The sequence below is a fragment of the Cellvibrio sp. PSBB006 genome, assembly GCF_002162135.1.
Classification (GTDB): Bacteria; Pseudomonadota; Gammaproteobacteria; order Pseudomonadales; family Cellvibrionaceae; genus Cellvibrio.
In genome coordinates this window covers 2,296,482-2,322,146 of sequence record NZ_CP021382.1, presented here as the reverse complement: position 1 = coordinate 2,322,146, position 25,665 = coordinate 2,296,482, and the positions used below count along the sequence as shown (strand labels likewise).

The window sequence follows — 25,665 nt, the reverse complement described above, 5'->3', positions numbered from 1 at the left end:
TAAGTAGCAATTCACCATCCAGTCACGCACGAGATAATCCTATGCTGTCTGATTCCGACGCTCGGCAATCTGATTCTTCCTCACCGGCAGTCATCGATGTCTGGCAATTTATTGGTCTTGAGGCGGCTGAGGCCAGCGCGCGCGAGCCGGTGTTGGCCAGTTTTTATCACGCGGCCATTCTCAATCACCCCTCTTTCGCCGCCGCCATTAGTTTTCATCTGGCGAACAAGCTGGATAGCCAGGCGATGCCCGCCATGATGATTCGCGAAGTGTTTGAAGCGGCTCTGGCAAATGACCCGCAGATCGAGCTGGCTATGCGCGCTGACATTTGTGCACATCGGGACCGCGACCCGGCTTGTAATCAGTATTCCATGCCTTTTTTATTTTTTAAGGGGTACCACGCGCTGCAGTCATATCGTGTTGCTCATTGGTTATGGCAGCGGGGGCGTCAGTGTCTGGCCCTTTATCTGCAAAACCAGATCTCCCAGGAATTCGATGTCGATATCCATCCCGCCGCCGTGATTGGCAGTGGCGTGATGATCGACCATGCCACCGGGGTGGTCATGGGAGAAACCACGGTAGTGGAAGACAACGTATCGCTGTTGCACGGCGTTACCCTCGGCGGGAGCGGTTGCGCCAGCGGTGATCGTCATCCGAAGGTGCGGCGTGGGGTTTTGATTGGTGTCGGCGCCAAGATTCTGGGCAATATCGACATTGGTGAAGGGGCGAAGATCGGGGCTGGCAGTGTTGTGCTGGAGCCGGTGCTGCCGCACACGACAGTAGCCGGTGTGCCGGCGAAGTTAGTGGGGCGACCTAAGGTAGAAGAGCCTGCGTTGGATATGGACCATCACTTGAGTGACGATGTGGTGGGAGATCCCTCCCCCGGAGCAGATGAGTGAGTGCGGTGTGAGTCACGCGCTGCGCTGATTGATAAAGCTGATACCTGCGTCATCTTCATCATGGCCGTGCATCAACCATTTGAGTACGGCGACACGACTTTTCAGCATTCCTTTATAAGTTTCAAGCACGATCTTGTTGGGGCGAGGGTGTTGTTCCATGCTATTGATGCGGCCCGTCAAAAAAGCGATATCCTGTTCAACTTTGGTGCGTACGGCGGAGGTATCGGTGAGCTGACCGGCTACCAGGATCGGTTGTTCGTTAGCTGTTTTCATGGTTCCGTCCTCGCTGAGATGGCTGCTGTTATGCAATAAAAACCGGCTGCTGTTTCAGGAAAATCGCTGTCTGTTACATGAAGCCGTTGGTTGCTTGGCCCTTGTGCTACAGAGTGAGGGGTTCTGCAAGTATGGATTTAGACGAGGGTGCCTGCCAGCCGGAAATCAGACTGTTTTGTAACAACCAGAAAACCTGTTATCACCAAAACCGGTAAAGCGGATGAGCTGTGCGTCAGCCTCTCCTGATGCTGAGGTGCTATCCTCAGGAGACACAATTGAATGGGTGAAAATTATGGAAACGAAGGAATTTGACATCATCTTTCGTGGCGACATTGTTCTGGGGCATCAGCTCCAGGATGTGAAACAACGTTTGCAGCAGCTGTTTAAGGTTGATGCCACCAAGGTTGACGCGCTATTTACCGGTCGGCCTGTGCCGCTCAAGCGCGGCCTGGACGAGGCGACGGCAAACAAATATCGCGAGGTGCTGCTTAAAGCTGGTGCCCAGGTGGAGGTTTGTCCGGCAGGGAGCGTGAAGACGGCGCCGCGCGAGGCACCGTCTTCCGCTCCGGTGCCAGCACCGGCCCGTCCGGCTGGATGGAGTCTCGCTCCGGTAGGCGCTTACCTTTTGACGCCGACTGAGCGGCCGCGAATAAGCCCGGTATTTGTCGATACGGGTGCTATGAGCCTGCGCCCCGCCGGGGGTAACCTTCTGGATGCCAGCGAGGTAACAAAGATTGAGCCCGCCCAGGTTACAACGCCTGATTTTGACGTGGCGGAAGTCGGTGCGGACCTGGTTCGCGCCGAGGAAAAGATGGACCTGCCTCTGGTGGAGGTTGACGTTGAAGATTGGGGATTGGCAGACATTGGTGCTGACCTGATTGCACCAGAGGAGCGTCCCGTTGCGCCGGGTGGACCGGTAGCCGTTGGTGATTTCGGCTTGGCACCGGTTGGCAGTGATCTTGGACAAATTAAGCCACAGGTTAAACCTGTTACACCGGATATCAGCAAGCTTCGCTTGGCTGAATAACGATTTGATTCATCTCTGTTAAAAAAGGAATCTTCGGATTCCTTTTTTATTGCCGCAAGTTCCGCTCTCTTGAGTTTTTCACTTCTGCTAAACCTGGTTTTGGCTTCATGGCTTTTCATTTTTACCGCATAACGTCTGTCAAATTTTCCGACGTTTAATTGTTGCTGCTTTTTTATTTTTCGATTTTCGTTTAACGTAATCCAACGTGTTTTTTTATTTCATGTTTTACCCAAAAAAGTGTCGATAAACTTTCCACTTTTTTCTGGCATAAGCCGCACGATACCTGACGGAATGTAAAGTTCTAAAGGAAACAGAGCGCTCCCCTAAAAAGGACTTTTATGCCACTCGCAGGTCTTTTATACTGCGCACGCTTTACTCAATGATTTGCGGGCAACCTTGGTTAAGCAGGTATCAATGCTGTTCGACCGTACATTGCCCGGGAACGAATTTTATTTGCCAGGGAAACGTCTTATGTATGCCGAAAAAGTGCGTGAAATTTTAGCCAAGCACAGCCGTCTTGATGTCGATGTTAATAACCTTAAAGAAGATGACGACCTGTACGATTTGGGGCTGACCTCACTGACCACTGTCAATATCATGCTCGCCATTGAAGATGCATTCGATATCGAATTTCCTGACAGCAAACTAAACCGTAAAACCTTTAACAGTATTGAATCGCTGGTAGACGTTATTGAAGAGTTGGTCGATTGACAGGATTCAATTGACAAGCCCGGCGAGTCATTGGGTTTGTCGTAGTTCGAGGTAATGCATAAACGTTTCTGCGACAACCATTAATGAATATGTTTGATACTAACGCTGGATAACAGCCGGTTAATAAAAAAGGGACCTGATGATGAGCGCACCTGCCAATTTGGATGAAATCAGTTTTGCAGCACTTCTGGAAGTTGTTCACGCACTTGGGCGTGATGTAGTCCGACCCGCGGCCGTCGCTGTCGATAAAGACGCGCGGTTTCCCCACGAAGCCTTTACCGAATTTAAAAAACACAAACTCCTCAGCGCTTACGTGCCGCGTCATTATGGCGGTATGGGATTGAGTATCACCGAGATCTGCAAGATCTGTGAAATCCTCGGCGGTTACTGCGCTTCCACCGCGATGATCTTTGCCATGCATCAGATTCAGGTGGCCTGCATTGTCCATCATTGCGACTCGTCAGAATTCTTTCAGAATTTTTTGCGTGAACTGGTGCGCGAACAATACCTGCTGGCTTCCGCTACCACCGAGTTGGGCGTGGGTGGTGATTTGCGCAGCAGCCTGTGTGCTATAAAGGCAAACGACGAACACTTTACCCTGGAAAAACAAGCGCCGGTTATCTCTTACGGCGTTGCCGCAGATTATGTGATGGTTACTTGTCGTCGCGCTGAAGATGCCCAATCATCTGACCAGGTTCAGGTGCTGGTTAACAAAAAAGACACGACGCTTGAGCAATTGTCCGGATGGGACACCCTCGGTTTCCGCGGCACCTGTAGTGCCGGTTTTGTATTGCGGTCAACAGGCCATGTTCAACAAATTCAGCCGGCGCCTTTCGCGGATATTCTCGCGCAGAGCATGCACCCGGTATCGCACCTGGTTTGGGGCTCTTTATGGCTCGGCCTGGCTCAGGATGCCGTATCCCAGGCGCGCGCGTCAGTGCGTGCAGCAGCGCGCAAAAACCCGTCTACTCCCCCTATCTCGGCGATGCGGCTGACAGAGTTGGATGAAGTGTTATTCAGTATGCGTGCCGGTTTGGTAACGGCTATTGCGGAATACCAGCAAAAACTTGATGCGGGTAATCGGGAAGCGTTTTCTGATTTCGGTTTTTCTATCCGTATCAACAACGTCAAACTGCGCTGTTCGGAACTGGTGGTAGACATTGTGTCCGGTGCGCTATCGATTGTCGGCATCATGGGTTACAAGAACGACACACCCAACAGTTTATGCCGTCATGTGCGCGACGCCTATGGTGCTGCGTTGATGGTGAACAACGACCGCATTCGCGGGCACAACTCCGCCATGCAGATCATGGTGAGAGACGCGCAATGAAGCAGGTCAAGGCACTGAGCACGGCAAGTTATGAACGGCATCTGATCCACGGCGCGGAGCGCACCTGGGCCGAAACCAATTGTTATGTCGATGTGCTAGTGGAGTTGTTGCACGGTTTGGGTTACGAACCGGCAGCGGCCTTGCCTTTCACACTGGGAATTGATTTTGAAGGCGACCAGTGGAGTTTTTTCAAATTTCCCCATGAGGATCTTTTTGCGCTCTACGGTATGGAGATTCAGGAGTTCAATCCCTGGCGCTCGCTCGCGCAACATGTTGAAACCCAGGTAGGCCTTGGCCGCCCGGTATTGGTTGAGATGGACTCCTTTTTTCTGCCCGATACCGCCGGCACAGCTTATAAACTGGCGCATGTGAAATCCACCATTGCCGTTAATGCCATTGATATTGAACAGCGTTATCTCGGCTATTTTCACGGCCAGAGTTATTACGAATTAACCGGCCAGGATTTTATCGATATTTTCCAGCTCGGAGGCCTGGTGCATGAACGTATGTTGCCGCCCTATATCGAGTATGTGAAATTGCGCAACCTGCACGAGGTGCCGCGCGGTAAAGCCTTGGTTGATGCGTCGCTTGTGCTGCTCAGAAAGCATCTGCAACTTATTCCCCGAGACAATCCGTTTGTGCGTTTCAAAGACGCTTTTGCCCGGGATTTTGACTGGTTGTTAACGCAGGAGATGGAAACCTTTCATCTCTACTCCTTCGCTACCTTCCGCCAATACGGTGCATGTTTTGAGTTGGTGGAAACCTACCTGAAATGGTTGCAACAGCAGGGTCAGCAAAATCTGGATGCCGCCATCCAGGCCTTTGCAACAATTTCGAACAATACCAAAGCATTTCAATTTCAACTGGCGCGTGCCATGGCAAGGAAACGTCCGATTGATTTGGCTCCGCTGGATGAGATGGCTGCTGCCTGGCAAACCGGCATGTCACAGTTACTTGCGCTGTATCGCTAACAGGGATGGATGCTATGGAAGTGTCTGCAACTGATCACCGGATTCCCCTGAGTGCCGATTGGCAGCTTGTGCGCACGGCGGCCAATGCCATTGCGAATCCGGCTGAATTGTTGTCACAGGTATTAGCCTGGCAATCAGCCTGCGTACCGGGAACCGTGGCGCAAATCATGTTGAAGGATGCAGCACAGCCAATCGACCTGGATGCAGACGACTGGTGGTATCGCTGCCACTTCACTTCTTCATCCGCCGAGCACGGCACCCCCTCATTATATTTTGGCGGGCTCGCCACCATTGCCCAGGTATGGCTCAACGGCGTGTTGATCCTGCAATCGCACAATATGTTTATCACGCATCAAATTGATGTGGCGGATTATCTGCAACCTGCCAATGAACTCGTTATCTGTTTTCGTTCCCTGGCTCAAACACTGGGACAAAAACGCCCGCGCCCGCGCTGGAAGACCAATCTGGTTAATCAACAACAATTGCGCTGGGTACGCACTACCTTGCTCGGCCATATTCCGGGATGGTGTCCGCCGATTACGCCGGTGGGGCCATGGCGTGACGTTGCATTGGTATATCGTCCTCACGTGGAGTTGGTCGCATCACATATTCAGCAGGTGCTGGCAGTGGACGGCGACTTTGCTGCGGAGTTTGTTGTGCGGTTGCCTTCAGCAAATAGTATTTCGACAGCAAGTTTAATTGTGGGCGATCAATCCTTGCCGCTGCGCGTGAACCAGAGCGATGGCGTTATCACCTTGATGGGCAAAGGTGCTATTGACGCTTCACAACAATGGTGGCCTCACACGCACGGTAAGCCCAGGTTGCATGCTTGTCATTTGGAAGTAATGGTTGCCGGGCAGAAATATGTTTGGGATCTCGGCGCGCGGGGTTTTAAACAGCAACGTCTTTTAGCTGATGCTAATCAGGTAGCGCTGCAGATTAATGGTGAAATAGTATTTTGCCGCGGCGCCTGTTGGACAGTGGCCGACATCGTGACACTGGATGGCAGCCAGGAAAGTTTACTCCGCTCACTGACGCTCGCGCGAGACGCTGGCATGAATATGCTGCGCATCGGCGGCACTATGATCTATGAGAGCGATATTTTTTATCAGCTCTGCGATGAACTGGGAATTCTGGTATGGCAGGACTTTATGTTTGCCAATATGGATTACCCCGTTGAAGACGCTGATTTCCATCAGCTGATCCTTACCGAAGTACAAACGCAACTGCGGCGGTTATCGCGTTTCACCTGCGTCAGTGTCTATTGTGGTAACAGCGAAGTTCAGCAGCAGTCCGCCATGATGGGCATGATGCGCGACGCTTGGAGCAATCATTTTTTTGATGTTGAATTGCCTGAGCTGTGTGAGCAATTACATCCCGGTGCCATCTATTTCCCCTCGACACCATGCGGCGGTGCCTTGCCCTTTAGTCTCAACGAAGGACTTGCGCATTATTACGGTGTCGGCGCTTATAAGCGCGGCGTGAGTGATGCCGCTTTGTCATCGGTCAAATTTACCCCCGAGACCCTTGGCTTCTCGCATATTCCCGAACCCGCAAGTATCGATAAGATTTTTAATGGCGCTTTGTTTGCCGCGCATCATCCGGAATGGAAAGCGCGGGTGCCGAGAGATTCATCCGCCGGGTGGGATTTTGAAGATATTCGTGATTATTATTTGGGGTTACTGTTTCAGGTGGACCCGGTCACATTGCGCAGCCATGATCCACAACGGTATCTCGAATTATCCCGTGTGGTTACCGGCGAAATTATTCAGCGTGTGTTTGCCATCTGGCGTTCGGCGGAGCACCCCTGTCAAGGTGCATTGCTGTGGTTTTATAAAGATCTGCTGCCCGGTGCGGGCTGGGGAATGCTCGATAGCGATAATCAACCCAAGGCGGTGTATTACGCGTTGAAGCGAGCGGCAAAAAGCGTGGCTGTGTATTGCGTTGATCGCGGCCTGGATGGATTGTCTCTGACCTTGATTAATGAAACAGCAAGTGAACACAGGGTTACTCTAGAGCTTGCCGCTTACAAATCCGGTTATATCGAAACACTGAAAGCATCCCGCGCTTTAACGCTCGCGCCGCGCTCGACAACTACTGTGAATGTGGATGAGCTATTAGGTTATTTTGCCGATTTGACCTACAGCTATCGTTTCGGACCAAAGCAGCATGACCAGGTCAGTGCTCGGCTGCGGGATGCGCAGAGCGATCACCTGTTGCATGAAGATTTTTATTTCCCCACCAGCTATGCCACATCGCCCCAAAAATTTGAAGGCGTTTCTGTGGAGGTGATTGCGCGAGAAGATGGACAGCCTGCGGTTAAAATTTTTACGCCGCATTTCTTGCAATCGGTACGTCTGGAATTTAAATCCCATCGCGCGGAAGACAATTATTTTCATCTTGCGCCGGGTTGTACCCGTGTGATCGGGCTGGAATCGTTCGACGATAATGCGTCTGCGGTGAAAGGTTACCTTGAAGCACTTAATTTGCTGGAACCGATCAGGGTTCGTTGAGTTCAGACACCGCTACTATGACGATTGTATCTACCACTGCGCAACGCTACCCCGAGGTGACTCGCGAGGCGTTTTATGTTGCCTCTCTCAATTCCTGCATCTTCGTTTGGCAGCATCAGTTACAGGCTCGCCAATGGCGCAACCAGGTGGTTATTGTGTGTGGGGCCATGGGCTATGAGTACACGCACAGCCATCGCACCGTGAAACACCTGGCCGATTCTTTCGCGCAGCAGGGATTTATTGCGTTGCGTTTCGATTGGCACGGCTTGGGCGATTCGCCCGGCTCAGAATTGGACGACGGGCGTGTCGGTATCTGGTTGGCCAACATTGCCTCACTGATCAGCTACGCACAAACCACCTGGCCTGGCTGTGGAATTTGTTTGGTGGGGTTACGCTTCGGTGCGACTCTGGCATCTCTCACGGCGTCCCGCCTTAAGGTAAATCATTTGTTGTTATGGGAGCCTGTGGTAAAAGGGCGCGCCTATGTGCGCGAGATGACGGCGCTCTCCCGCTTTTCTGCGCAAGCGGAAGAGCATCAGGATTATATCGAAAGCGCTGGCTTTTTAATGGCGGCGTCTACCGCAGACGATATTAAAAAACTGAATCTATTGACCGAGTCAGTGCAGGTTAGCGGTAATGTCCTGATTGCTGTGCGGGATGATCGTCCGGCGGACGATGCATTGTTACAAAAAATGTTGACCGATGGTGTGGATGTGTTGCAAATGTCCTTACCCGGTTATGCCGACATGATGGCGGAGCCCCATGACACCATCGTGCCTTTCAGTGCGATAGATAGCATGGTGCAATGGCTGGTAAACAGTCACACGGATTTAATCGAAAAAAATGACGCGTCGATAGCGCCTGTGCGATCAGTAATTCTCGACAGCGCTACACCCGGTGTGCTGCAAATTCAGGAGCAGCCCCATTGGTACGATGACAATCGTCAACTATTTGCTATCAGCACCTGTCCGGCGGCGGGCTGCAATCCCTCGTTGCCGGCTATTATTTTGTCCAACTCAGGTTCGGTCCATCATGTGGGACCGAACCGCGTTTATACACAAATCGCGCGAGCGCTTGCGGCCTTGGGATATTTTGTGCTGCGACTCGATCTCGAAGGTTTGGGTGATAGTTGCAAAGCGGATGTAGCGCGGGAGAATCATCCCTACCAGCCGGCGGCGGTAGATAATATTTACCAGGCCATGACGTATCTGATGGAGCAGGGGATCGCCAACCAGTTTATTGTCGGCGGGATTTGTTCCGGTGCGCACACCGCGTTTCATTGCGCGTTACGCGCGGTGGAACAGAATCGTCGTAGCCTGGTAAAAGACATTCTGTTGATTAATCCATTGACCTTTTATTGGCACGAAGGCATGTCCCTTGCGATTCCGGCTGAAGCGCAGAATTTACATGATACAGCTTACTACCGGCAGTCAATCCGTAATCTGGATAAATGGAAAAAACTGATCAGTGGAAAAGCGGAGACAGGTTACATCCTGCGTTACGCGGCAGAACGCTGTAAGCAGTTGATGCAAGAGCGCATAAAAGGCATCAGGGAAGTGCTGTTTAATCAGCAAAGCCAGTTGGCTGCAGATGTTAAACGCATTACTGACCTGGGTATTCGGATTCACTTTTTGTTGTCCTCCGGTGATCCGGGCTACGACATCATCAAATCCCAGGCGCGTCGAACCTTGCGTAAAGGTATAGCCAATAAAACCCTGGCACTGGATGTGATTGATGGCGCAGATCATACGTTCTCCAGAAAAACCAGACGCGACGACATGTTGGCCGTGATCAGTGAGCGCTATCGCAACATAACTTCCGATATTTAATTGATGGGCCATAAGGAAACAGGAAACCATTGATATGATTACGCTTGTACAACATTATTTCTCTGCATCGGCACAACGCTTTCCGGATAAACCGGCAGTGTGCTGTGAAGATGACGTATTGACCTTTGCGCAGCTGGAGGGATTTTCCAATGCCTTTGCCCGAGCCTTACAGACGGCGGGCGTGAAACGCGGTGGTTTTGTGCCGTTTTTTATGCAGAAAAGCGTGCGCTCAATTCAGTCGATCCTCAGCATCCTCAAGGCTGATTGTGCCTACATTCCTATCGATATTAATTCCCCCGCGCAACGTCTTGAATCCATCCTCAAGGCCGCCAATGCGACGGTGTTGATTGTGGATGATCACAGCGAAGCATTGTTCACAGAGCTTTTGCCGGAAAATCAGATTCAGTTGATCAACATCAAGCAGTTTGCCGGTGGCGATGAATCACCCATTGAGTGTAAAAATCTCTCAATCGATATTGCTTATGTGCTTTTCACCTCCGGCTCAACCGGTACACCCAAAGGGGTGATGATTCCGCACAAAGCGATCATTGATTATATTGACTGGTGCGCAGAAACCTATGAGCTTACTGATCAGGATGTGATTGCCAATCACGCTCCGCTATATTTTGATAACTCAACCTTTGATCTCTATACCGCATTCAAAACCGGTGCGACGTTGCATCTGGTTCATGAGGAATTGAATGCGGTAATTCCTCTTCTGGTGCGTTGGTTGCGGGAACGTGAGATCACCACCTTTTTCTGTGTGCCTTCCGTCTTGACGATGTTGTTGAAATCCCGTCGCCTTAAGGAAGATAGCTTCCCCAGGTTGCGCCATTTGATTTGTGCGGGCGAGGTGCTGCCGGCGGAAATTCTGGCGGAGTGGATGCAACGTTATCCGCAGCTGCAATTTACCAATATGTATGGCCCCACTGAAATTACGGTGGACTGTAGTTACCACATTATTCGCGAACGACCCGGCGCCGATACGATGAGCATCCCCATCGGCAAAGCCCGCGCCAATATGGAGTTGTTTGTGCGATTGGAGTCAGGGGAATTATCGACGGCCATCGGTGCTGAGGGAGAACTGCTGGTGCGCGGTACCTCGGTAGCTTATGGCTATTTGGGTGATGCAGAACGTACCCAAAAAGTATTTATTCAGAATCCCAACAACCCTTATTTTCACGACCCTTTATACTGCACCGGCGATCTGGTACGCATAGACCCCAAGGGTGATTTTCTGTTCCTGGGGCGTGCTGACGACCAGATTAAATTTCTCGGTTACCGCATCGAGTTGGGCGAGATCGAAGCCAATCTTATGGCGTTGCCTGGCGTAGAAGAGGGGGTGGTGGTCTTCAATAACAGCGACAAGGAAGACGAACGTGAATTGGGCGCGCTGGTGAGCCTGGCTGATGGCTACACACTGGAAGCGCTCAATAAGGATTTGAAATCACGCCTTCCACCATACATGGTGCCGACGCGTTTGCGCCTGGTCGACGGTGAATTTCCGCGCACGCCCAATGGCAAGTATGACCGCAAGGCGACTAAACACATCGTCTTTGCAGTGGTGGAATAATGACTATCCCGACGCAGGACCATCAACGTTATCATCTGGTAGATCTTATTCGCTTTATCGCAGCGATGATGGTGTTAATGTATCACTACACGGCGTCGGGCATCGGTAATGTCATGAATGACCGATACAAACTGCTGGCGACAAAAGATTTGTATCCGGAGTTTTTCTGGTTTACCAAATACGGTTTCCTCGGCGTACATCTGTTTTTTATGATCAGTGGTTTTGTCATCCTGGCATCGGCACTTAATCGTAGCGCGATTGAATTTGCGATTTCCCGCTGGACGCGGCTCTATCCGACATATTGGGTCGCCGTCATCTTTACTACCGGGGTATTGTTTATCTTTCTCGGGCAGGACTTTGATGTAACACTGACAGATTTTCTCGCCAATATGACGCTGCTCAATGACTACGTGGGCATCACCGATATCGACCCGGTGTATTGGACGCTGCACGCGGAGTTACAATTTTACGGCTGTGTATTTCTGTTGATCCTGTTTGGTGTTGTTCAGCATTACCGTATCTGGTTGAGCATCTGGATTTTATTGGTCATCGGCTACGCAACATTCCGTCAACCCTTTTTTCTGCCTTGGTTTATTTCCCCGGCATATTCATCTTATTTTATTGCTGGCGCCGTGTTCTACCTGGCTGCCAAAGACGGGTACCGAGCCTTTCACGTGGTGATGCTACTCGCCTCGCTTGCCCTTGGTTTGTTCCATATATTCCCTCAAACGGATGAATATATTCAGGGGCACCAATTGCAGGATCAGTTGATTACCTCGGCGATGATTATCAGTTTTTACGCACTTTTTTTTCTGATTTCCAGCGGCCGGTTGAGCATCAAACGTTCAGCGACGATTGCGCTATTGGGCGCGCTCACCTATCCCCTATACCTTACCCATCATGTAGCGGGTCGTTATCTGATTGATTACCTTGACCCCATCATGAACAAATACCTTATTCTCTTTGGCTTGATCATTGCCGCACTCTTTGTAGCTTATGTGGTGACGGAGCTGATTGACAAACGCTTTGCCGGCTTCCTGCGCAAAACCTTGACACGATTACTGGTATCCAGTCGAACCGGTACCGCTCGGATATCGGATACACCGTCCTGAGTCATAGCAGGACGCTTTTTATTTAATTGACGTAGAACAGTTTATGAGTGAGAGACACCGTTACCACCTGATTGACCTGGTTCGTTTTGTTGCTGCATTTATGGTGATGGTGTTTCATTACACCGCTCTCGGAGCAGCCGATGTGATGGAAGGGCGCAAACGATTACTCGCACCCATGGAGGTTTATCCGGATTTGTATCCGGTGACCAAGTATTGGTTTCTGGGCGTGGAATTATTTTTTCTGATCAGCGGCTTCGTGATCCTCGCCTCGGCGTTAAATCGCAGCGCACTGGAGTTTGCTATCTCCCGTGGCACACGCTTGTATCCGACGTTATGGGCGGCGGTTCTCTTTACCACGGCAATTTTATTTTTATTTCACGGTCCATATTTCAACATGAGTCTGGTGGACTTCTTCGCTAACCTGACCCTGCTGAATGACTATGCACGTATCAGCGATATTGATCCGGTATTCTGGACCTTGCATATGGAGTTGCAATTTTATGGCTGTGTGTTCCTGTTGATTTTGTGTGGTGTTGTGCAACGGGTCCACTGGTGGCTGGCCGCATGGATGGCACTAACGATTTGTTATGCGTTGTTCAAACAGCCTTTCTTTATGCCCTGGTTTTTGCCGCCGGCCTACTCAGCGTATTTTATCGCTGGCTGCATATTTTATCTGGGCGGCCAGCAAGGCTACCGTTTGTTTCACTGGTTCATGCTTGCTTTGTGCGTGTTGCTAAGCCTGTACCACGTACCCGCTATGGTCGGGCAATTTATTGAGGTGCAGCATACTGCTGACCAGTGGATTTGTATGGGCATCATCCTGAGCTTTTATGTGTTTATGTTTTTGATTTCAATCGGGCGACTAAATATCAAAACCTCCTCGACGATTGTATTGCTGGGTGGGCTGAGTTATCCCTTATATCTGACGCATCATATGTTTGGCCGCTATCTGATAGATCTGTTAGCGCCGGTAATCAATGCTTATTTATTGCTATTAGGATTAACAATCCTTGCCCTTGCATTAGCGTTTATCATTTATGTGGCAGTGGATAAACGGATGGCAAAAAGTCTACGAGCGCTTTTAACCAAATTGCTGATTCGCTCCGAACCTGAAGCAACCGCAATCGCAAATAATTAATATCTTAATCACGCGATGATGTTCGGGGAATTGGGTGGCAGCTTCTGAGACCGTCAGCGGCATGGATGCCGCTGTCGAGCCCCCAGGGAAGGGTTTACGGCGTGTCTCAGAAGCTGCCACCCAATTTCCAACGCTGGCATTCTATTTAATCGCTAAAACGAGAAACGCAGACATGACAGAAACCATGCTTGAAAGCCTGAAAGATATTTTTCGCTTCGTCTTACAACTACCTGAGGATGCAAGTGTAGAAAAGGTTAGCCAGGACAATACACCCAAATGGGACTCCATGGCACAGGTCTCGCTGGTGGCGGGTATTGAAGGTGAGTTTGATGTGCAGCTTGAACTGGTGGAAGCTATGCAAATTACCTCCTTTGAAACCTGCGTGAAGCTCCTCGAAGAAAAACTCAGCTGATACGTTCGAATCAACAACCGGAGTTGCCATGAAATTCCTGCAAGCCCACAGCCTGTTAAAAGGATTTACCTCCGATAAAAAGCAGAAGCTGACGTTGGTGATGTCGGGCCAACCAGAGAACCTGTGCTTATTTATCTGCGCCGAGTATGCGCAACGTGGGGTGGATTGCCAGATAGGCACTATTCCTTTCAATACGCTGCATCAATACCTGTTAACACCACAAGAAACGGAGGTTGATGAATGCTTTTTGCTTTTCCCCTGGGATTTCTTGCCTTCGCTTGACTGGCGCTCCGGTATTAATGAAGCCTCGCCATCCTTTGAAGGTACGGCGCAGCAATTGGAAAAAATGAATGCTTTATTTCAGCAGCGGAATGCGCACTTTTTTTATATTCAGGCTCCCATTCCGCCGCTTTACGCCAATGCGACGGATAATCGTCGGCTGGAAAAAAACCTGCTGGCACTGGCGATGCAGCTCGATGCCAGTATCCTGCCCGCCGATGCTTTTTCGCTTAACAGCTATTTGAATTTCGGTGTGCCTCTTGCGAGCAACCAATGTGGTGACCTGGCGGAAATAATCTGTCGTGACTTGCAAGGCTTGGTGTGCCAGCCAAGGAAAGTGTTAGTGACAGACCTCGACAATGTTATGTGGGGTGGTGTGATTGGTGAAGATGGTATCGATGGTATCAAAGATAAACCTGAAGGTGAGGGGTATCCACATTTTATCTATCAAACACTGCTGCGCAAATTAAAACATCAGGGCGTGCTATTGGCCGCCGTGAGCAAGAATGATCCTGATCTGGCACTCGCACCGTTTCAGCGAACGAACTCGGTATTGCGTGAAGAAGATTTTGTTACTGTGCTGGCGAGCTATGAAAGTAAAGCCGCGCAGATTAGCGCATTGGTTGCCCAGCTCAATGTGGGGTTGGATGCTTGTGTGTTTGTAGACGATAACCCAGTGGAGATTGCGGCGGTTGCCCAGGCGTTACCGACAGTCACCTGCGTCACTTTTCCTGCCAAAGTTGATGGCCTGGTGGAAACGGTGGCGCAACTGGAACAGTTATTTTCCACGGCGACCTTAACCGATGAAGATAAACAACGTACCCTGTTATACCGAACCCGTCTTGCGGGTATGGTGCCTGTTGCATCCGCAGAGGTAAATCTGGAAAGTTTTTTGCGCGAACTGGATATGGTACTGCATGTTTTTGATCGCACCACGGCACAGCAGGAACGGGCAATCCAGTTAATCAATAAAACCAACCAATTCAACCTCAATGGTATACGTTACACAGACACAGAAGTAAAAGACGTGTTGGCGCGTGGTGGTCGTTTGCTGACGGCCCATTTAAAAGATAAGCATGGCGATCACGGGGAAATTATTGCCTGCCTGATTGATCGGGATGAAATGCTGTTGTCGATGGTGATGTCCTGCCGTGTGATGCAACGCAAGGTTGAACAGGCATTCCTGGGTTGGTTAGCTGCGCAAGTTCTGCGAAAAGAGTTTATCTCTATGCGTTACCTCAAAACGGAACGCAACACACCCGTGCAGCAATTTCTGGCGGCAGAACAATTTACTTTGGATGATGAGCTGGCCACGACACCACGGCAAGACTTTGCACAGCGGCAACAAGTCGCTATGTCATGGTTTACGCTGGTAACGCAGGAATAATATTAATGGCAATCCGTTCCGATATTCACCGTCAGGCGTTTTGGTTGCAGGGGACTGCGGGTGAGCAGTGCTTTGCATGGCTGCATCAGCCACGGCGTTCTACGATTAAGCGCGTCGGTATACTCATCGTCGGCCCGGTTGGGCCGGAATACATGCACAGTCATCGATCCATTCGGTATTTGGCCGATGAGCTGGCAGCTCAAGGTTTTGTCAGCTTGCGGTATGATCCGTTAGGCATGGGCAACTCATCTCACGATCTGGCGGATGACGCAATCGCTGATGGTTGGCAGGAAACATTGGTCGCTGCCAAACGCTTTTTTCAGGATGCATTGAATATCACCGATATTATTATTCTCAGCCTGCGTTCCGGTGCGTTGTTGGCCAGTGAGTTTATGGCCGCTCACCCGGTAAAAGGCGCAGTCTTTTGGTATCCCTATCTGAAAGGTTCAGCCTTTGTGCGCGACCTGCAAATTATCGATTCGATGTTGCATATGCAAACTGTTGCTGCCGAATATATCGAAGCTGGCGGCTATCCTCTCTATCCCGCGACCCAAGCCCGCCTGGAGGCTATTGATGTGTTGGCGTTGCAAGCCAAGGGCCTGCAGCAGGTATTGATCATCAATAATGCCGCGCAACCACCCACTAAAAAATTACAGCAGGCACTGGCTGCGCAAGGTGTTGTGGTGACGCAGCAGAATTTATCCGGGCTTGAACGGATGATGAAGCAATCGGAAATTACCCAGGTACCTGAAGATAACATTGCAGCGATATTGGCCTGGCTGCAAACCACCTTTGTGGAGGAGCAGGAGCATGTGATTTTCGATCATGCGGGCAGCGAGATAGCCGGCCAGAATTTTTGCGAGCGTGCATTATCCATCAACACCGAACGTCCTATGTTCGGTGTTATGACGGAGCCGACTACACCAGATTACACAAAGCCCTTGTTGCTTTTTATCAACGGCGGTTCCGGGCACCATGTCGGCCCCAATCGTTTGTACGTTGATATCTGTCGTCGTCTGGCGAGCGATGGATTCAGCTCGGTGCGTCTGGATTTGAGTAACCTTGGCGATAGCGCACAGGACATTACACCGGATAGCCACAATCCCTACGCCCTGACGGCAGCCGAAGATGTGACGTCCACCCTCGCATTCCTGCGCGAGAGTACCAACTACCACAACGTTGTTCTCAGCGGTTTATGTTCCGGCGCCCACAACAGTTTTCAGGCCGTCCTGCATCGGCAGTCACTGGGCGTGCGCGAAATTATTTTGATTAACCCCTTGGCGTTTTACTGGAAGCAGGGTGATTCTTTATTGGCCCCTGAGGACAGTCAGCATGAAGCCGATGCAGCGCATTACAGTGGCAATGTACGCAGCCTGCGCAAATGGATCTCGTTATTTACCAATCCGCAAAAACTCCGCAACGCATTTTCTTTTGGTGTGCGGTTGGTGCAAAAAAAGTCACATAAGCTGGGCAAGCGATTGGCGGGAGCGGTGGGTGTTGTGCAACATTCACAACTTGAAAAAGATTTATTGCTGATCAATCAACAGGGAATCAAGGTAACTGTGCTGATTGGGGAAACAGAGCCGGGTTATCGTTTGCTGATGGCTCAGGCGGGTAACACGGTAAAACAGCTGGTGGCCAAGGGTGAGATGCACATTGCTATCATCAAAGACGGCGACCATACTTTTTCTTCTCGGGCCAGTCGCTGTTACCTGATTGATTTATTCGTGAAACAGTTTACACGTTATACCTGAATCCGAGGGGAAGATGTTGCGTCGTTACCTTCCCCTTAAGGTGTTATTGCATTGGCTTCTGAAACAGAAAAATAAACTTATCGGTTTTGTTCATGATGTCTTTGGCCCAGATGTCCTTGGTGTAATCGTCGGCCGGATTGCGCAAGATATCTAATGATTTAACAAACACAAAACCCTCGCTTTCAAAATCCGCGCGCGCAAACTCTTCATCAATCCGGTGTAGCGTCTGCGCTGCCTCTTTCCCCGTGCCCGACGTTGCCGCGTGATCAATCACCAGAATCATGCCTCCGGGTTTCAATGCAGTTTTGATCTGTTCAAAAAAAGAATCCCGGTCTGCTTCAAAGCTGGGATCATTGGGCCGTTTAACATAGATATCGTGGTAGGCAAGGGACAACCAGATAAGATCAACCTCTTCCGGCAGGTTCATCTGCGTCCACTCACCATCCACCCGCGTAACATTTTTCAGACGATTATTCGACAACCGCGCTTCCATTTGCGGTTGCGTAAAATGCAGAAATAACGGGGTATTGGCCAGATAAACGTGGCCTTCATCGCCGACGACCGCCGCCAGTAATTCCGTATACCAACCGCCGCCACCCAATAGATCAATCACCTTCATACCCGGCTCTACGCCGGCAAACGCAAGAATCTCCGCCGGCTTGCGCTGAGCATCATCACGTCGGTCTTCTTTAGGGCGCAGGGAATTAAAGTAAACAGCGGTCTGGTAAATATTGGCATCATGCTCAGCCACCGGCGGCTTTTCGCTACAGCCCACCAGTACCGCCAGCACGCTGAGAAGAGAACCCAACTTGATCATGTCATATCCCTCGAAGAATGAAATATCTGCTGATAAATAGTGGAAAGCTGGAATATTCGCACAATGCGAGTTTGGCGTTAGCGCTTGTGTTTCGAAACCCTCAAGTCAGGGACGACTTGAGGGAGCTACAGGGAGGATTCATTCGCCACATCCATGTGGCTCACCCTTCGGGCAGCTTCGCTGTGCAAATTGGCCATCCTGCCAATTTGTTATGCGTTTTCGAAACACAAGCGCTAATGACAAACAGATTCCGAAGCGCTTCGTGTAGTAAATCGAAAAACCAATTTATTTCGCTGCTTTATAACGCTCAGCCGCATCCATAATTTCCTGACGCGCCGCATCAACACCAGCCCAGCCTTCCACCTTCACCCACTTGCCTTTCTCCAGATCCTTGTAATGCTCAAAGAAATGCTCGATTTGCGACAACACAACCGGCGGCAAATCATCAGTGGATTGCACCTTGCTATACAAAGTCGTGAGCTTATCGTGAGGCACAGCCAGGATCTTGGCATCACCGCCCGCTTCATCGGTCATCTTCAACACACCGATCGGACGGCAGCGAATCACTGAACCCGCCTGGACCGGCTGTGGGAACAATACCAACACGTCGGCCGCATCGCCGTCATCGCACAAGGTATGAGGAATGTAACCATAGTTGCAGGGGTAATACATGGCAGTGCTGACAAGGCGATCGACAAAGAGGGTATTGCTGTCCTTATCAATCTCATACTTGATTCCGCTGTTCATCGGGATTTCGATAACAACATAAATGTCATCGGGCAGGCTTTTACCGGAGGGAACTAGATCAAGGCTCATATGTGTGCTCACCTGGTTGAGTGTTGAAATTTCAGGGGCGCGATTCTAACACAATCCCGAGGGGGCTCAATGTGCGGCAGCTTACGTGCCGGGCAGACGCAAGGTGGGTTAAAATCAGATAGGCAATTCGGGTTAAATCAAATAGATAGTAGCGATTAGTGCAACCACGATGACGATCAATACCAACCACCAAAGACCACTTTTTCGCGGATCATTGTAGGTGGGTTCGATGCGGTTGCCGGGTGATGTGGGACGGGTTTTCCAGCGCTTGGGCTCCTGGCTGGCTTGCCGCTTTTCCACCGGTTTGGTCAATGCTTCGATGGACGGGCGGATACGGGTCTTATGTTCGACAGTCTCCGGCCCCACGAGCCGAAAGCTGTAGACATCAATGCGCAGGCGATCGCCACTGTAGGCCACCGATTCTTCAACACGGCGTTCGTTAATAAAGGTGCCATTGGCGGAGCTGAGGTCTTTAACCCGCAGGCTGGTGCCCTGGACGCTGAGTTCGGCATGTCGGCGGGAGAGGTGGGTGCCGGGAATAACAATGTCACATTGGGTGCCGCGTCCGATGATGACTGACTGGTCGCGGGGGATTTCAAAGCTTTTGCCCGCGAGCCAGCTGCTGTCAGATACCAGGCGCCACGGCGGGGTATCTTCCCGACTTGAGGGCTGGGCGCCGGCGCGATGCGGGTCGAGCACTTCAATTTCAACCGCACCCAGTTTAATGACATCGCCGGGGATGATCTCTTTGTGGGTGACGCGCTGGCCATTGACAAAACAGCCACTCTGGCTGTTGTTGTCTTTCAGGAACACTTTGTTTTCGCTGCTGATCAGGCGCGCATGCAATGCGTCTATCCCCTCATCGCCCAACACCAGGTTATTGTCCGCCGCGCTACCGATGCTATAAAGTTTCTCAACCACCCATAACGGGGGATGACGATTGTCCTTGAAATGAATTTTCAGCATCTTGCAGTCCGCGCGCAGGTCCTGAGAGGGATGGAAGTAGAGGCATTATATAAGCGATACTTTTTACTAAAGCAATAGACTCGGAGCGAGATCATGACGTCGGACAATCTTTCTGCCCCACCCCAGGCCACCCATCGGGTGGTTATTCATTACTGTAACCTGTGCCGCTGGATGTTACGCGCCGCCTGGCTTGCGCAGGAGCTACTGAGCACCTTTGACGGGGAGCTGGATGAAGTAGCCTTGCATCCGGGAACCGGTGGTGTCTTTGAAATCTGGCTCGATGGCGTGCTGGTGTGGGAGCGCCAACGGGATGGTGGCTTTCCGGAAGCCAAGGAACTTAAACAACGCGTTCGGGATCAATTATGTCCGGATAAGTCGCTGGGCCACAGTGACGGTCATAAACGCTCTTCGTGAAGTCACCTCTCATCCAGGGCGGAGTTTTGTTTGCAAGGAACCACCTGTGCTTCATAATAGCGGCCTTCTGCGCCCGCTTGCCCAACTCAATAAGGCCAACACATGCTGCAAAGATTGTCATCGCTGTATCAGGTTCTGGTTGTTAAACGTCCCGTTATCACCCTCAGTGTCCTCTTTCTTCTCGCCGTGCTGGCGGCAGCAGGATTGCCCAATTTTAAACTGGATGCCTCCGCTGACTCCTTGACGCTGGAGCACGACACCTCGATTGATTATCTGCGCGAGATCAGTAAACGCTACCAGCGCGGCGATTTTTTGGTGGTGACCTTTACTCCGCACGAAGACTTGTTCACGGATAAGTCCATCAATCTGCTGAAGCAATTGAGTGAAGAATTTGCACAGATTGAAGGGGTGGAAAGTGTTTATTCCATGATTGATGTGCCCTTGCTGTACAGCCCCATGCGTTCTTTGGCGGAGCAGCAGGAATCGACACGCACATTATTGACGGAAGGTGTGGATCGCGAACAGGCCAAGCAGGAATTTCTGACCAGTCCGATCTATCGCGACATGCTGCTGGGGCCCGATGGCAAGACAACGGCCTTGCTGCTAAACCTCGAAGTGAATAATAAATACATCGAGATGGTGCGCCATCGCGATGCGCTACGCTGGAAGCGTGACACGGAAGGTTTAACTGACGAAGAACAAATTGAGCTGGAAAAAGTCAGCAAGGAATTTTTGGACTATCGCACTGCGCAGGCTGCAAAAGATCACCAGCGGGTAGATACAGTGCGGCAGGTCATGGATAAATATCGTGATGATGCACAGTTGTTCCTCGGCGGCGTGAGCATGATTACCTCGGACATGATCACCTACATCAAGAATGATCTGGTGATTTTTGGTATCGCTATTTTGTTATTTATTGTGGTGATGCTCGCCTTTATTTTTCGCCAGTTGCGTTACATCGTTTTGCCCTTGGTGACTTGCATCATGTCCGTTCTGTTGATGCTGGGATGGATCAGTTGGATCGACTGGCGGCTAACTGTTATCTCGTCCAACTTTGTGGCCTTGCTATTGATCCTCGCCCTGGCGTTCACCATTTATATCGTTGTACGGTATCGCGAACTCCATGCGCAACATCCTGACTGGACGCAAGCTGAGCTGGTATTGAAGACCTCCCGCATGATGGTGGTGCCATGTTTCTATTCGGCGCTGACCACCATGGTGGCTTTTATGTCGCTGCTGATGAGCGGTATTCGTCCGGTCATTGACTTTGGCTGGATGATGACTATCGGTTTAGTTGTCGCGTTCTTTTTATCGTTTGTGTTATTGCCCGCAGGTTTAATGATTTTGCCTAAAGGCGAACCCAGGGATCGCGGCGACCAATCAGCAGCTATGACGCTACGCTTTTCCCGTCTCGCGGAGCTTCATGGCGGAAAAGTTTTGCTGGTTGCGCTATTGGCAGGTTTGATAAGTGTCTTCGGTATTACGCAGCTGCAAGTGGAAAATCGTTTTATTGATTACTTCCATGAAGACAGTGAAATTCATCAGGGCATGAAAGTTATCGATCAGGAGTTGGGTGGTACAGTGACCCTCGATATTATCCTGGATGCAGATCCCGCGTGGATGGCGAGCGAAGAGGAAACGCTGGAAGACGATCCGTTTGCCGACCCTGAAGCGGAAGTGGAGGACGACCCGTTTGCTGATGACCCTTTCGCGGATGAGTCCACTGAAAAAGCGCCGGAGAGTTATTGGTTTACCCTGAATGGTCTGGATGAAATCAGAAAGCTGCACAACTATCTGGAGTCATTGCCGGAAGTCGGCAAGGTGCAGTCGCTGGCGATTACCTATCAGCTGGCGCAGGATATCAATGGCGGTCGTTTGAATAATTTTGAATTAAATGTCATGCGCCGGATGCTGTCCGATGACATCACCGATTTTCTGATCAGACCTTACCTTTCCGATGAACATCAACAGGCGCGCATCAGTCTGCGCGTTAAAGAAACGACGCCGGACTTACGTCGTGCTGAGTTGGTGGAAAAAATTCGTACTTACACAATTGATGAAGTTGGATTAAAGCCGGAGCAGGTTAATTTCACTGGTATGCTGGTGCTATACAACAACATGTTGCAAAGCCTGTTTCAATCCCAGATCGCCACCATCGGTGTGGTGTTCGTGTCGATAATGTTGATGATTTTGTTACTCTTTCGCTCATTCAAGATTGCACTCATCGCGATCCTGCCGAATATGTTGGCAGCGAGTGTGGTGTTGGGCGGGATGGGATTGGCCGGTATTCCGCTGGATATGATGACCATTACAATTGCTGCCATCACCGTGGGTGTGGGAGTGGATCAGGCGATTCAGTATTTCTATCGGTTCCGCCAGGAGTTTGCGCAGACGGGTAGTTATGTTGAGTCGATGCATAATTCTCATGCATCGATTGGCCGCGCGATGTATTACACCTCGACAACGATTATTGTCGGCTTCTCAATTCTGGCCTTGTCGGAATTTATTCCGTCGATTTATTTTGGTTTGTTAACGGCCTTCGCCATGTTTGCAGCTGTGCTTGGTTCGTTAACCTTATTGCCGAAATTGATCTTGTTGTTGAAGCCGTTGGGGCCGGAGCAACGTAGTGCGGAGTAGTTTTTTCGAGGGGAATTAATAAAGTACTTGTTATAAAAAAATCCCGGCGGTTAGCCGGGATTTTTTTTGGAGACGAAGGATCAAGGAGCGAGAGTAACTATTACGCTGTTAAGTAAAACCGTATCATCCGCTGCTGCTCCTGCTGCTGGGCCGTTTAACTGAAAACCGATGCGCTGGATGATTTCAATATTATTATTTTCATCATCTTGCGGCATAAAGGTTAACGTGTTTTCACCGGCAACAGGTGTTTCTATCGCGCCGTAAAGTCTTGCATAGCCTGGGTCACCAGTTTGCACATAACCTTGAACCTGCATGCCTGCATCAACCTGCGCCTGGGTTACGGTATAAACATACTCTATTGTTGCACCGGTAAAGTCAGTCGAATCAATTTCTTCAATGACATTCTGATATGTTGTCGACCAATCAGGTGTAATTTCCACAGCCGATGCATCTGCGTTATGTGCGACTGTTACAGGGTTGTCATAGTCATTGCGCCAACCTTCCACGCCCGCTGAAAATGTATAGGAAATTACATTGGCAGCTGTGCTGCTTGAAGAAGAGCTGCTTGATGCTGAGCCCTCTTCAGGAAGATCGATCAGCACACTTTTTACCAGAATTGCATCCAGAATGGCGGTATCGGTTGGAGCGGTGCTTAACTGAATTCCAAAGTGGGTAACGCCCGTTGCGTTAGCTGGGTCTTCCGGGGCCGGGCTCCATTCGATTGTATTTTCACCGGCAGCTAAATCTGTTACAGGATTCCAGGAGTCGGCATATCCTGATCCTTGAGCTACCAGTTGCAGGACAAAGGTTCCATCGGTTTTATATGATTCGGGCACATCAATGACGACGGTCACAGTAGCGCCAGTAAAGTCTGTTGTGGAAGGTAATGCAATTCTCGCTTGACGCCGGTAGTTATCACCAACCCAGGTTAATGGTTTGATCGACAATGCCGAATTAATTTGATCATGTGCTAATTCCAACTCTGTGGTTACGATAAGGTTCTCCGAACCATTCACGAACCAGCCTTCAATACCCTCTTCAAAACCAAAACTCAAATCGGCGGAAGGCGTTGATGAGGCCGCTGAACTTTCGCTCGACGAGGCTTCACTTGACGCAGGTGCGCTGGATGATGCGACGCTTGACGGTGCTTCGCTGGAGGCCTCGCTACTGGATGCGACACTGCTGGAGGAGGGTGCCGGTGCGCTGGACGAACTTGTTGAGTCGTTGTCATTATCACTGCCGCCGCAACCGGTAATTAATGCGGTGACGATTACAGCAAGGGAGATTTGCTTGATCATGTGGTGTTCCTCTTATATTTATCTTTGAAACCGCTTTTTTATTTGAACGTTGTCGCTGTGTTTCAACTACCCGAACAATTGCGCTGCATCTTTATTATTCAGTTCAATCGCGGGTGGGAGATTGACTGCGTCTTAACAACGAATTTCATGCGTGCTCGCTTGCCGGTAAATTCATTTTTAGGGATGAATATTCGGGCAGTTCGAGCCAAGGTACTGCACATGTATACCAGTGAAACTTTGCTGAGGTACATGTGTACAAGCAAACATAGCACATAGATATTCATAAAGACTATAAGTCGAGAAGGATATTTTGCGCGCCGGGCTTTTTTGATTCCATCTGGATGGATGGCGCCGAATTTTATGAAGAAGAATTATTAAAACGAGGGGGAAGCGTACGCCTGTCGCCCAGGCGTATGCTCAGGACTACCAATGCATGATGCGTTTCAGGTGAGGGGCCAGGTCTTTTGCCATAGCAGCGTGTTGTGCTTTGGTTGGGTGTGCATCACAGGTATCTCCCGGGTAATGGTTGGACGTTACCAGATGAAGCCGGGGGCTGGCGACGCGTTGCTGAACTTCCGTCAAGTACGCCGTGAGGGCCGCCTTTTTCTCCCCGCTCAATATCGCGCCCTCAGTCAACACGATATGTGTTTTGGGGTACAGCTCAAATAAGCGCTTGATTAACGCCACGTAGGTGCTGACATAGTCTTCCCGTTCGGGAATGCCCTGGCTGAAATCATTTGTACCTATCGCACTGAGGATCAGGTCGGGCGTGTAATTTCCATGGTCCCACACCACTGACGATGCCGGGTCAGCGATTGTCAGCTCGGCGTAGTCCGGCAGGTTCAGTTCATCGGTTCGACCATTCCAGCTGCGCACCAAGCCGCGCCCACCGTAACAAACCAGGTTCACTTGTGCGTCCAGAGCAGCCGCCGTGAGCATGCCGTAGGACAACCGAGGATTCCACCAGCGGGTGGTTTTCTTGCAATCAGCGGTGCGTTCAATGGCTTCACCGCAGGTGACAGAATCGCCCAGGATCAGCATCCGCTTGTGAGGCAACGGGGATGGATCGAGCAAGCCACCGTCGGCAATTTCAATATGCTCAAGGGTTACCACACCGTGCCAGGTTTCGCCGCGGTGGATGATGGCCACCTGGTGCGGTGAGGGTGTTTCAAAAACCAGGGGAATGCGCTGACTTTGACTGGAAAGCTGAATAACCTGCGGCTCTGTGTTATCAACAATAATTTCCAGATAACTTTGATCACTGGTGCTGCGCGCTTGTAACCAAAATGCTTTACCGCTGACGTTAAAGCGAGTGGTAACACCTGGGTAGGCAAAACGCACACTGCCATCGGCGAGCGGTTCTGTCCGCCCTATGGTTTGCACGAGCGGATTGGTCATTGAAAAGCGGGAGATAATCGTATCGTTCATGGCTTTGTCAGTGGTAGGAGAGGTTGTTGCGCAGCCAAGGCAGGACATGACAATTAAGCTTGCGTATCGCCTGCTCAACAA

General features: G+C 50.5%; 21 protein-coding genes. 15 read left to right on the top strand and 6 right to left on the bottom strand.

Annotated features, from left to right (window positions below; genetic code table 11):
• The first annotated feature begins 41 nt into the window (after positions 1-41).
• A complete protein-coding gene (cysE, locus tag CBR65_RS09640; RefSeq protein WP_087466653.1) occupies positions 42-899 on the top strand; it encodes a serine O-acetyltransferase in 858 nt (285 codons plus the stop codon).
• A 12-nt stretch (positions 900-911) separates the two neighbouring features.
• On the opposite strand, the gene CBR65_RS09635 is transcribed toward cysE, so the two are convergent.
• Positions 912-1,172, bottom strand: coding sequence for a hypothetical protein (locus tag CBR65_RS09635; protein WP_087466652.1), 261 nt, complete (start codon positions 1,170-1,172; stop codon positions 912-914).
• A gap of 292 nt (positions 1,173-1,464) precedes the next feature.
• Here CBR65_RS09635 and CBR65_RS09630 point away from each other — a divergent pair, with 292 nt between their 5' ends.
• The 12 genes from CBR65_RS09630 to CBR65_RS09575 all read left to right on the top strand — a co-directional run bounded on the left by CBR65_RS09630 (position 1,465) and on the right by CBR65_RS09575 (position 17,208).
• Positions 1,465-2,199, top strand: coding sequence for a hypothetical protein (locus CBR65_RS09630; protein ID WP_087466651.1), 735 nt, complete (start codon positions 1,465-1,467; stop codon positions 2,197-2,199).
• A 471-nt stretch (positions 2,200-2,670) separates the two neighbouring features.
• Positions 2,671-2,910, top strand: coding sequence for an acyl carrier protein (locus tag CBR65_RS09625; protein WP_087469002.1), 240 nt, complete (start codon positions 2,671-2,673; stop codon positions 2,908-2,910).
• 139 nt (positions 2,911-3,049) lie between these two features.
• Positions 3,050-4,240, top strand: coding sequence for an acyl-CoA dehydrogenase family protein (locus CBR65_RS09620; RefSeq protein WP_198300924.1), 1,191 nt, complete (start codon positions 3,050-3,052; stop codon positions 4,238-4,240).
• Complete coding sequence (locus CBR65_RS09615; protein WP_087466649.1) at positions 4,237-5,211, top strand: DUF1839 family protein; 975 nt, start codon at positions 4,237-4,239, stop codon at positions 5,209-5,211. Before CBR65_RS09620 ends, CBR65_RS09615 begins: the two co-directional genes overlap by 4 nt.
• A 14-nt stretch (positions 5,212-5,225) precedes the next feature.
• On the top strand, positions 5,226-7,724 hold the full coding sequence (locus CBR65_RS09610; protein WP_087466648.1) for a hypothetical protein: 2,499 nt from the start codon (positions 5,226-5,228) through the stop codon (positions 7,722-7,724).
• Between the two features lie 17 nt (positions 7,725-7,741).
• Positions 7,742-9,553: a serine aminopeptidase domain-containing protein gene (locus CBR65_RS09605; RefSeq protein ID WP_087466647.1), complete on the top strand. Its 1,812-nt coding sequence runs from the start codon at positions 7,742-7,744 to the stop codon at positions 9,551-9,553.
• A gap of 34 nt (positions 9,554-9,587) precedes the next feature.
• Positions 9,588-11,126 carry an amino acid adenylation domain-containing protein gene (locus tag CBR65_RS09600; RefSeq protein ID WP_087466646.1) on the top strand — a complete coding sequence of 513 codons (1,539 nt, stop codon included), beginning with the start codon at positions 9,588-9,590 and terminating at the stop codon, positions 11,124-11,126.
• Positions 11,126-12,238, top strand: a complete 1,113-nt coding sequence (locus CBR65_RS09595; RefSeq protein WP_087466645.1) for an acyltransferase — start codon at positions 11,126-11,128, stop codon at positions 12,236-12,238. Before CBR65_RS09600 ends, CBR65_RS09595 begins: the two co-directional genes overlap by 1 nt.
• Positions 12,239-12,281: 43 nt before the next feature.
• The gene (locus CBR65_RS09590) at positions 12,282-13,376 is read left to right on the top strand and encodes an acyltransferase (RefSeq protein ID WP_087466644.1); all 1,095 of its coding nucleotides are present in this window, start codon (positions 12,282-12,284) and stop codon (positions 13,374-13,376) included.
• Between the two features lie 172 nt (positions 13,377-13,548).
• Positions 13,549-13,788 (top strand): acyl carrier protein, encoded by a 240-nt coding sequence (locus CBR65_RS22055; protein WP_157672023.1) that lies wholly within the window; start codon positions 13,549-13,551, stop codon positions 13,786-13,788.
• Positions 13,789-13,816: 28 nt separating this feature from the next.
• The gene (locus tag CBR65_RS09580) at positions 13,817-15,454 is read left to right on the top strand and encodes an HAD family hydrolase (RefSeq protein ID WP_087466642.1); all 1,638 of its coding nucleotides are present in this window, start codon (positions 13,817-13,819) and stop codon (positions 15,452-15,454) included.
• Between the two features lie 5 nt (positions 15,455-15,459).
• A complete protein-coding gene (locus CBR65_RS09575) occupies positions 15,460-17,208 on the top strand; it encodes an alpha/beta fold hydrolase (RefSeq protein WP_087466641.1) in 1,749 nt (582 codons plus the stop codon).
• Between the two features lie 43 nt (positions 17,209-17,251).
• On the opposite strand, the gene CBR65_RS09570 is transcribed toward CBR65_RS09575, so the two are convergent.
• The 3 genes from CBR65_RS09570 to CBR65_RS09560 form a co-directional block, all read right to left on the bottom strand.
• Positions 17,252-18,025 (bottom strand): class I SAM-dependent methyltransferase, encoded by a 774-nt coding sequence (locus CBR65_RS09570; protein WP_087466640.1) that lies wholly within the window; start codon positions 18,023-18,025, stop codon positions 17,252-17,254.
• A 285-nt stretch (positions 18,026-18,310) separates the two neighbouring features.
• Complete coding sequence (gene ppa / locus CBR65_RS09565; protein WP_087466639.1) at positions 18,311-18,841, bottom strand: inorganic diphosphatase; 531 nt, start codon at positions 18,839-18,841, stop codon at positions 18,311-18,313.
• A 132-nt stretch (positions 18,842-18,973) separates the two neighbouring features.
• On the bottom strand, positions 18,974-19,807 hold the full coding sequence (locus CBR65_RS09560) for an FHA domain-containing protein (protein WP_087466638.1): 834 nt from the start codon (positions 19,805-19,807) through the stop codon (positions 18,974-18,976).
• A 93-nt stretch (positions 19,808-19,900) separates the two neighbouring features.
• Here CBR65_RS09560 and CBR65_RS09555 point away from each other — a divergent pair, with 93 nt between their 5' ends.
• Positions 19,901-20,221, top strand: coding sequence for a SelT/SelW/SelH family protein (locus CBR65_RS09555; RefSeq protein WP_087466637.1), 321 nt, complete (start codon positions 19,901-19,903; stop codon positions 20,219-20,221).
• Positions 20,222-20,323: 102 nt separating this feature from the next.
• A complete protein-coding gene (locus tag CBR65_RS09550) occupies positions 20,324-22,858 on the top strand; it encodes an RND family transporter (protein ID WP_087466636.1) in 2,535 nt (844 codons plus the stop codon).
• Positions 22,859-22,938: 80 nt separating this feature from the next.
• Here CBR65_RS09550 and CBR65_RS09545 read toward each other — a convergent pair whose 3' ends face one another.
• Positions 22,939-24,156 (bottom strand): hypothetical protein, encoded by a 1,218-nt coding sequence (locus CBR65_RS09545; RefSeq protein ID WP_087466635.1) that lies wholly within the window; start codon positions 24,154-24,156, stop codon positions 22,939-22,941.
• A 423-nt stretch (positions 24,157-24,579) separates the two neighbouring features.
• The gene (locus CBR65_RS09540) at positions 24,580-25,584 is read right to left on the bottom strand and encodes an SGNH/GDSL hydrolase family protein (RefSeq protein ID WP_157672022.1); all 1,005 of its coding nucleotides are present in this window, start codon (positions 25,582-25,584) and stop codon (positions 24,580-24,582) included.
• Between the last annotated feature and the right edge of the window lie 81 nt (positions 25,585-25,665).

Coding starts and splice junctions, on each gene's coding strand:
- CBR65_RS09570 (WP_087466640.1), bottom strand. CDS start 18,025: ATGATCAAGTTGGGTTCTCTTCTCAGCGTGCTGGCGGTACTGGTGGGC.
- CBR65_RS09625 (WP_087469002.1), top strand. CDS start 2,671: ATGTATGCCGAAAAAGTGCGTGAAATTTTAGCCAAGCACAGCCGTCTT.
- CBR65_RS09540 (WP_157672022.1), bottom strand. CDS start 25,584: ATGAACGATACGATTATCTCCCGCTTTTCAATGACCAATCCGCTCGTG.
- CBR65_RS09630 (WP_087466651.1), top strand. CDS start 1,465: ATGGAAACGAAGGAATTTGACATCATCTTTCGTGGCGACATTGTTCTG.
- CBR65_RS09600 (WP_087466646.1), top strand. CDS start 9,588: ATGATTACGCTTGTACAACATTATTTCTCTGCATCGGCACAACGCTTT.
- CBR65_RS09545 (WP_087466635.1), bottom strand. CDS start 24,156: ATGATCAAGCAAATCTCCCTTGCTGTAATCGTCACCGCATTAATTACC.
- CBR65_RS09590 (WP_087466644.1), top strand. CDS start 12,282: ATGAGTGAGAGACACCGTTACCACCTGATTGACCTGGTTCGTTTTGTT.
- CBR65_RS09635 (WP_087466652.1), bottom strand. CDS start 1,172: ATGAAAACAGCTAACGAACAACCGATCCTGGTAGCCGGTCAGCTCACC.
- CBR65_RS09555 (WP_087466637.1), top strand. CDS start 19,901: ATGACGTCGGACAATCTTTCTGCCCCACCCCAGGCCACCCATCGGGTG.
- CBR65_RS09595 (WP_087466645.1), top strand. CDS start 11,126: ATGACTATCCCGACGCAGGACCATCAACGTTATCATCTGGTAGATCTT.
- CBR65_RS22055 (WP_157672023.1), top strand. CDS start 13,549: ATGACAGAAACCATGCTTGAAAGCCTGAAAGATATTTTTCGCTTCGTC.
- CBR65_RS09610 (WP_087466648.1), top strand. CDS start 5,226: ATGGAAGTGTCTGCAACTGATCACCGGATTCCCCTGAGTGCCGATTGG.
- CBR65_RS09620 (WP_198300924.1), top strand. CDS start 3,050: ATGATGAGCGCACCTGCCAATTTGGATGAAATCAGTTTTGCAGCACTT.
- CBR65_RS09550 (WP_087466636.1), top strand. CDS start 20,324: ATGCTGCAAAGATTGTCATCGCTGTATCAGGTTCTGGTTGTTAAACGT.
- CBR65_RS09615 (WP_087466649.1), top strand. CDS start 4,237: ATGAAGCAGGTCAAGGCACTGAGCACGGCAAGTTATGAACGGCATCTG.
- cysE (WP_087466653.1), top strand. CDS start 42: ATGCTGTCTGATTCCGACGCTCGGCAATCTGATTCTTCCTCACCGGCA.
- CBR65_RS09575 (WP_087466641.1), top strand. CDS start 15,460: ATGGCAATCCGTTCCGATATTCACCGTCAGGCGTTTTGGTTGCAGGGG.
- CBR65_RS09580 (WP_087466642.1), top strand. CDS start 13,817: ATGAAATTCCTGCAAGCCCACAGCCTGTTAAAAGGATTTACCTCCGAT.
- CBR65_RS09560 (WP_087466638.1), bottom strand. CDS start 19,807: ATGCTGAAAATTCATTTCAAGGACAATCGTCATCCCCCGTTATGGGTG.
- ppa (WP_087466639.1), bottom strand. CDS start 18,841: ATGAGCCTTGATCTAGTTCCCTCCGGTAAAAGCCTGCCCGATGACATT.
- CBR65_RS09605 (WP_087466647.1), top strand. CDS start 7,742: ATGACGATTGTATCTACCACTGCGCAACGCTACCCCGAGGTGACTCGC.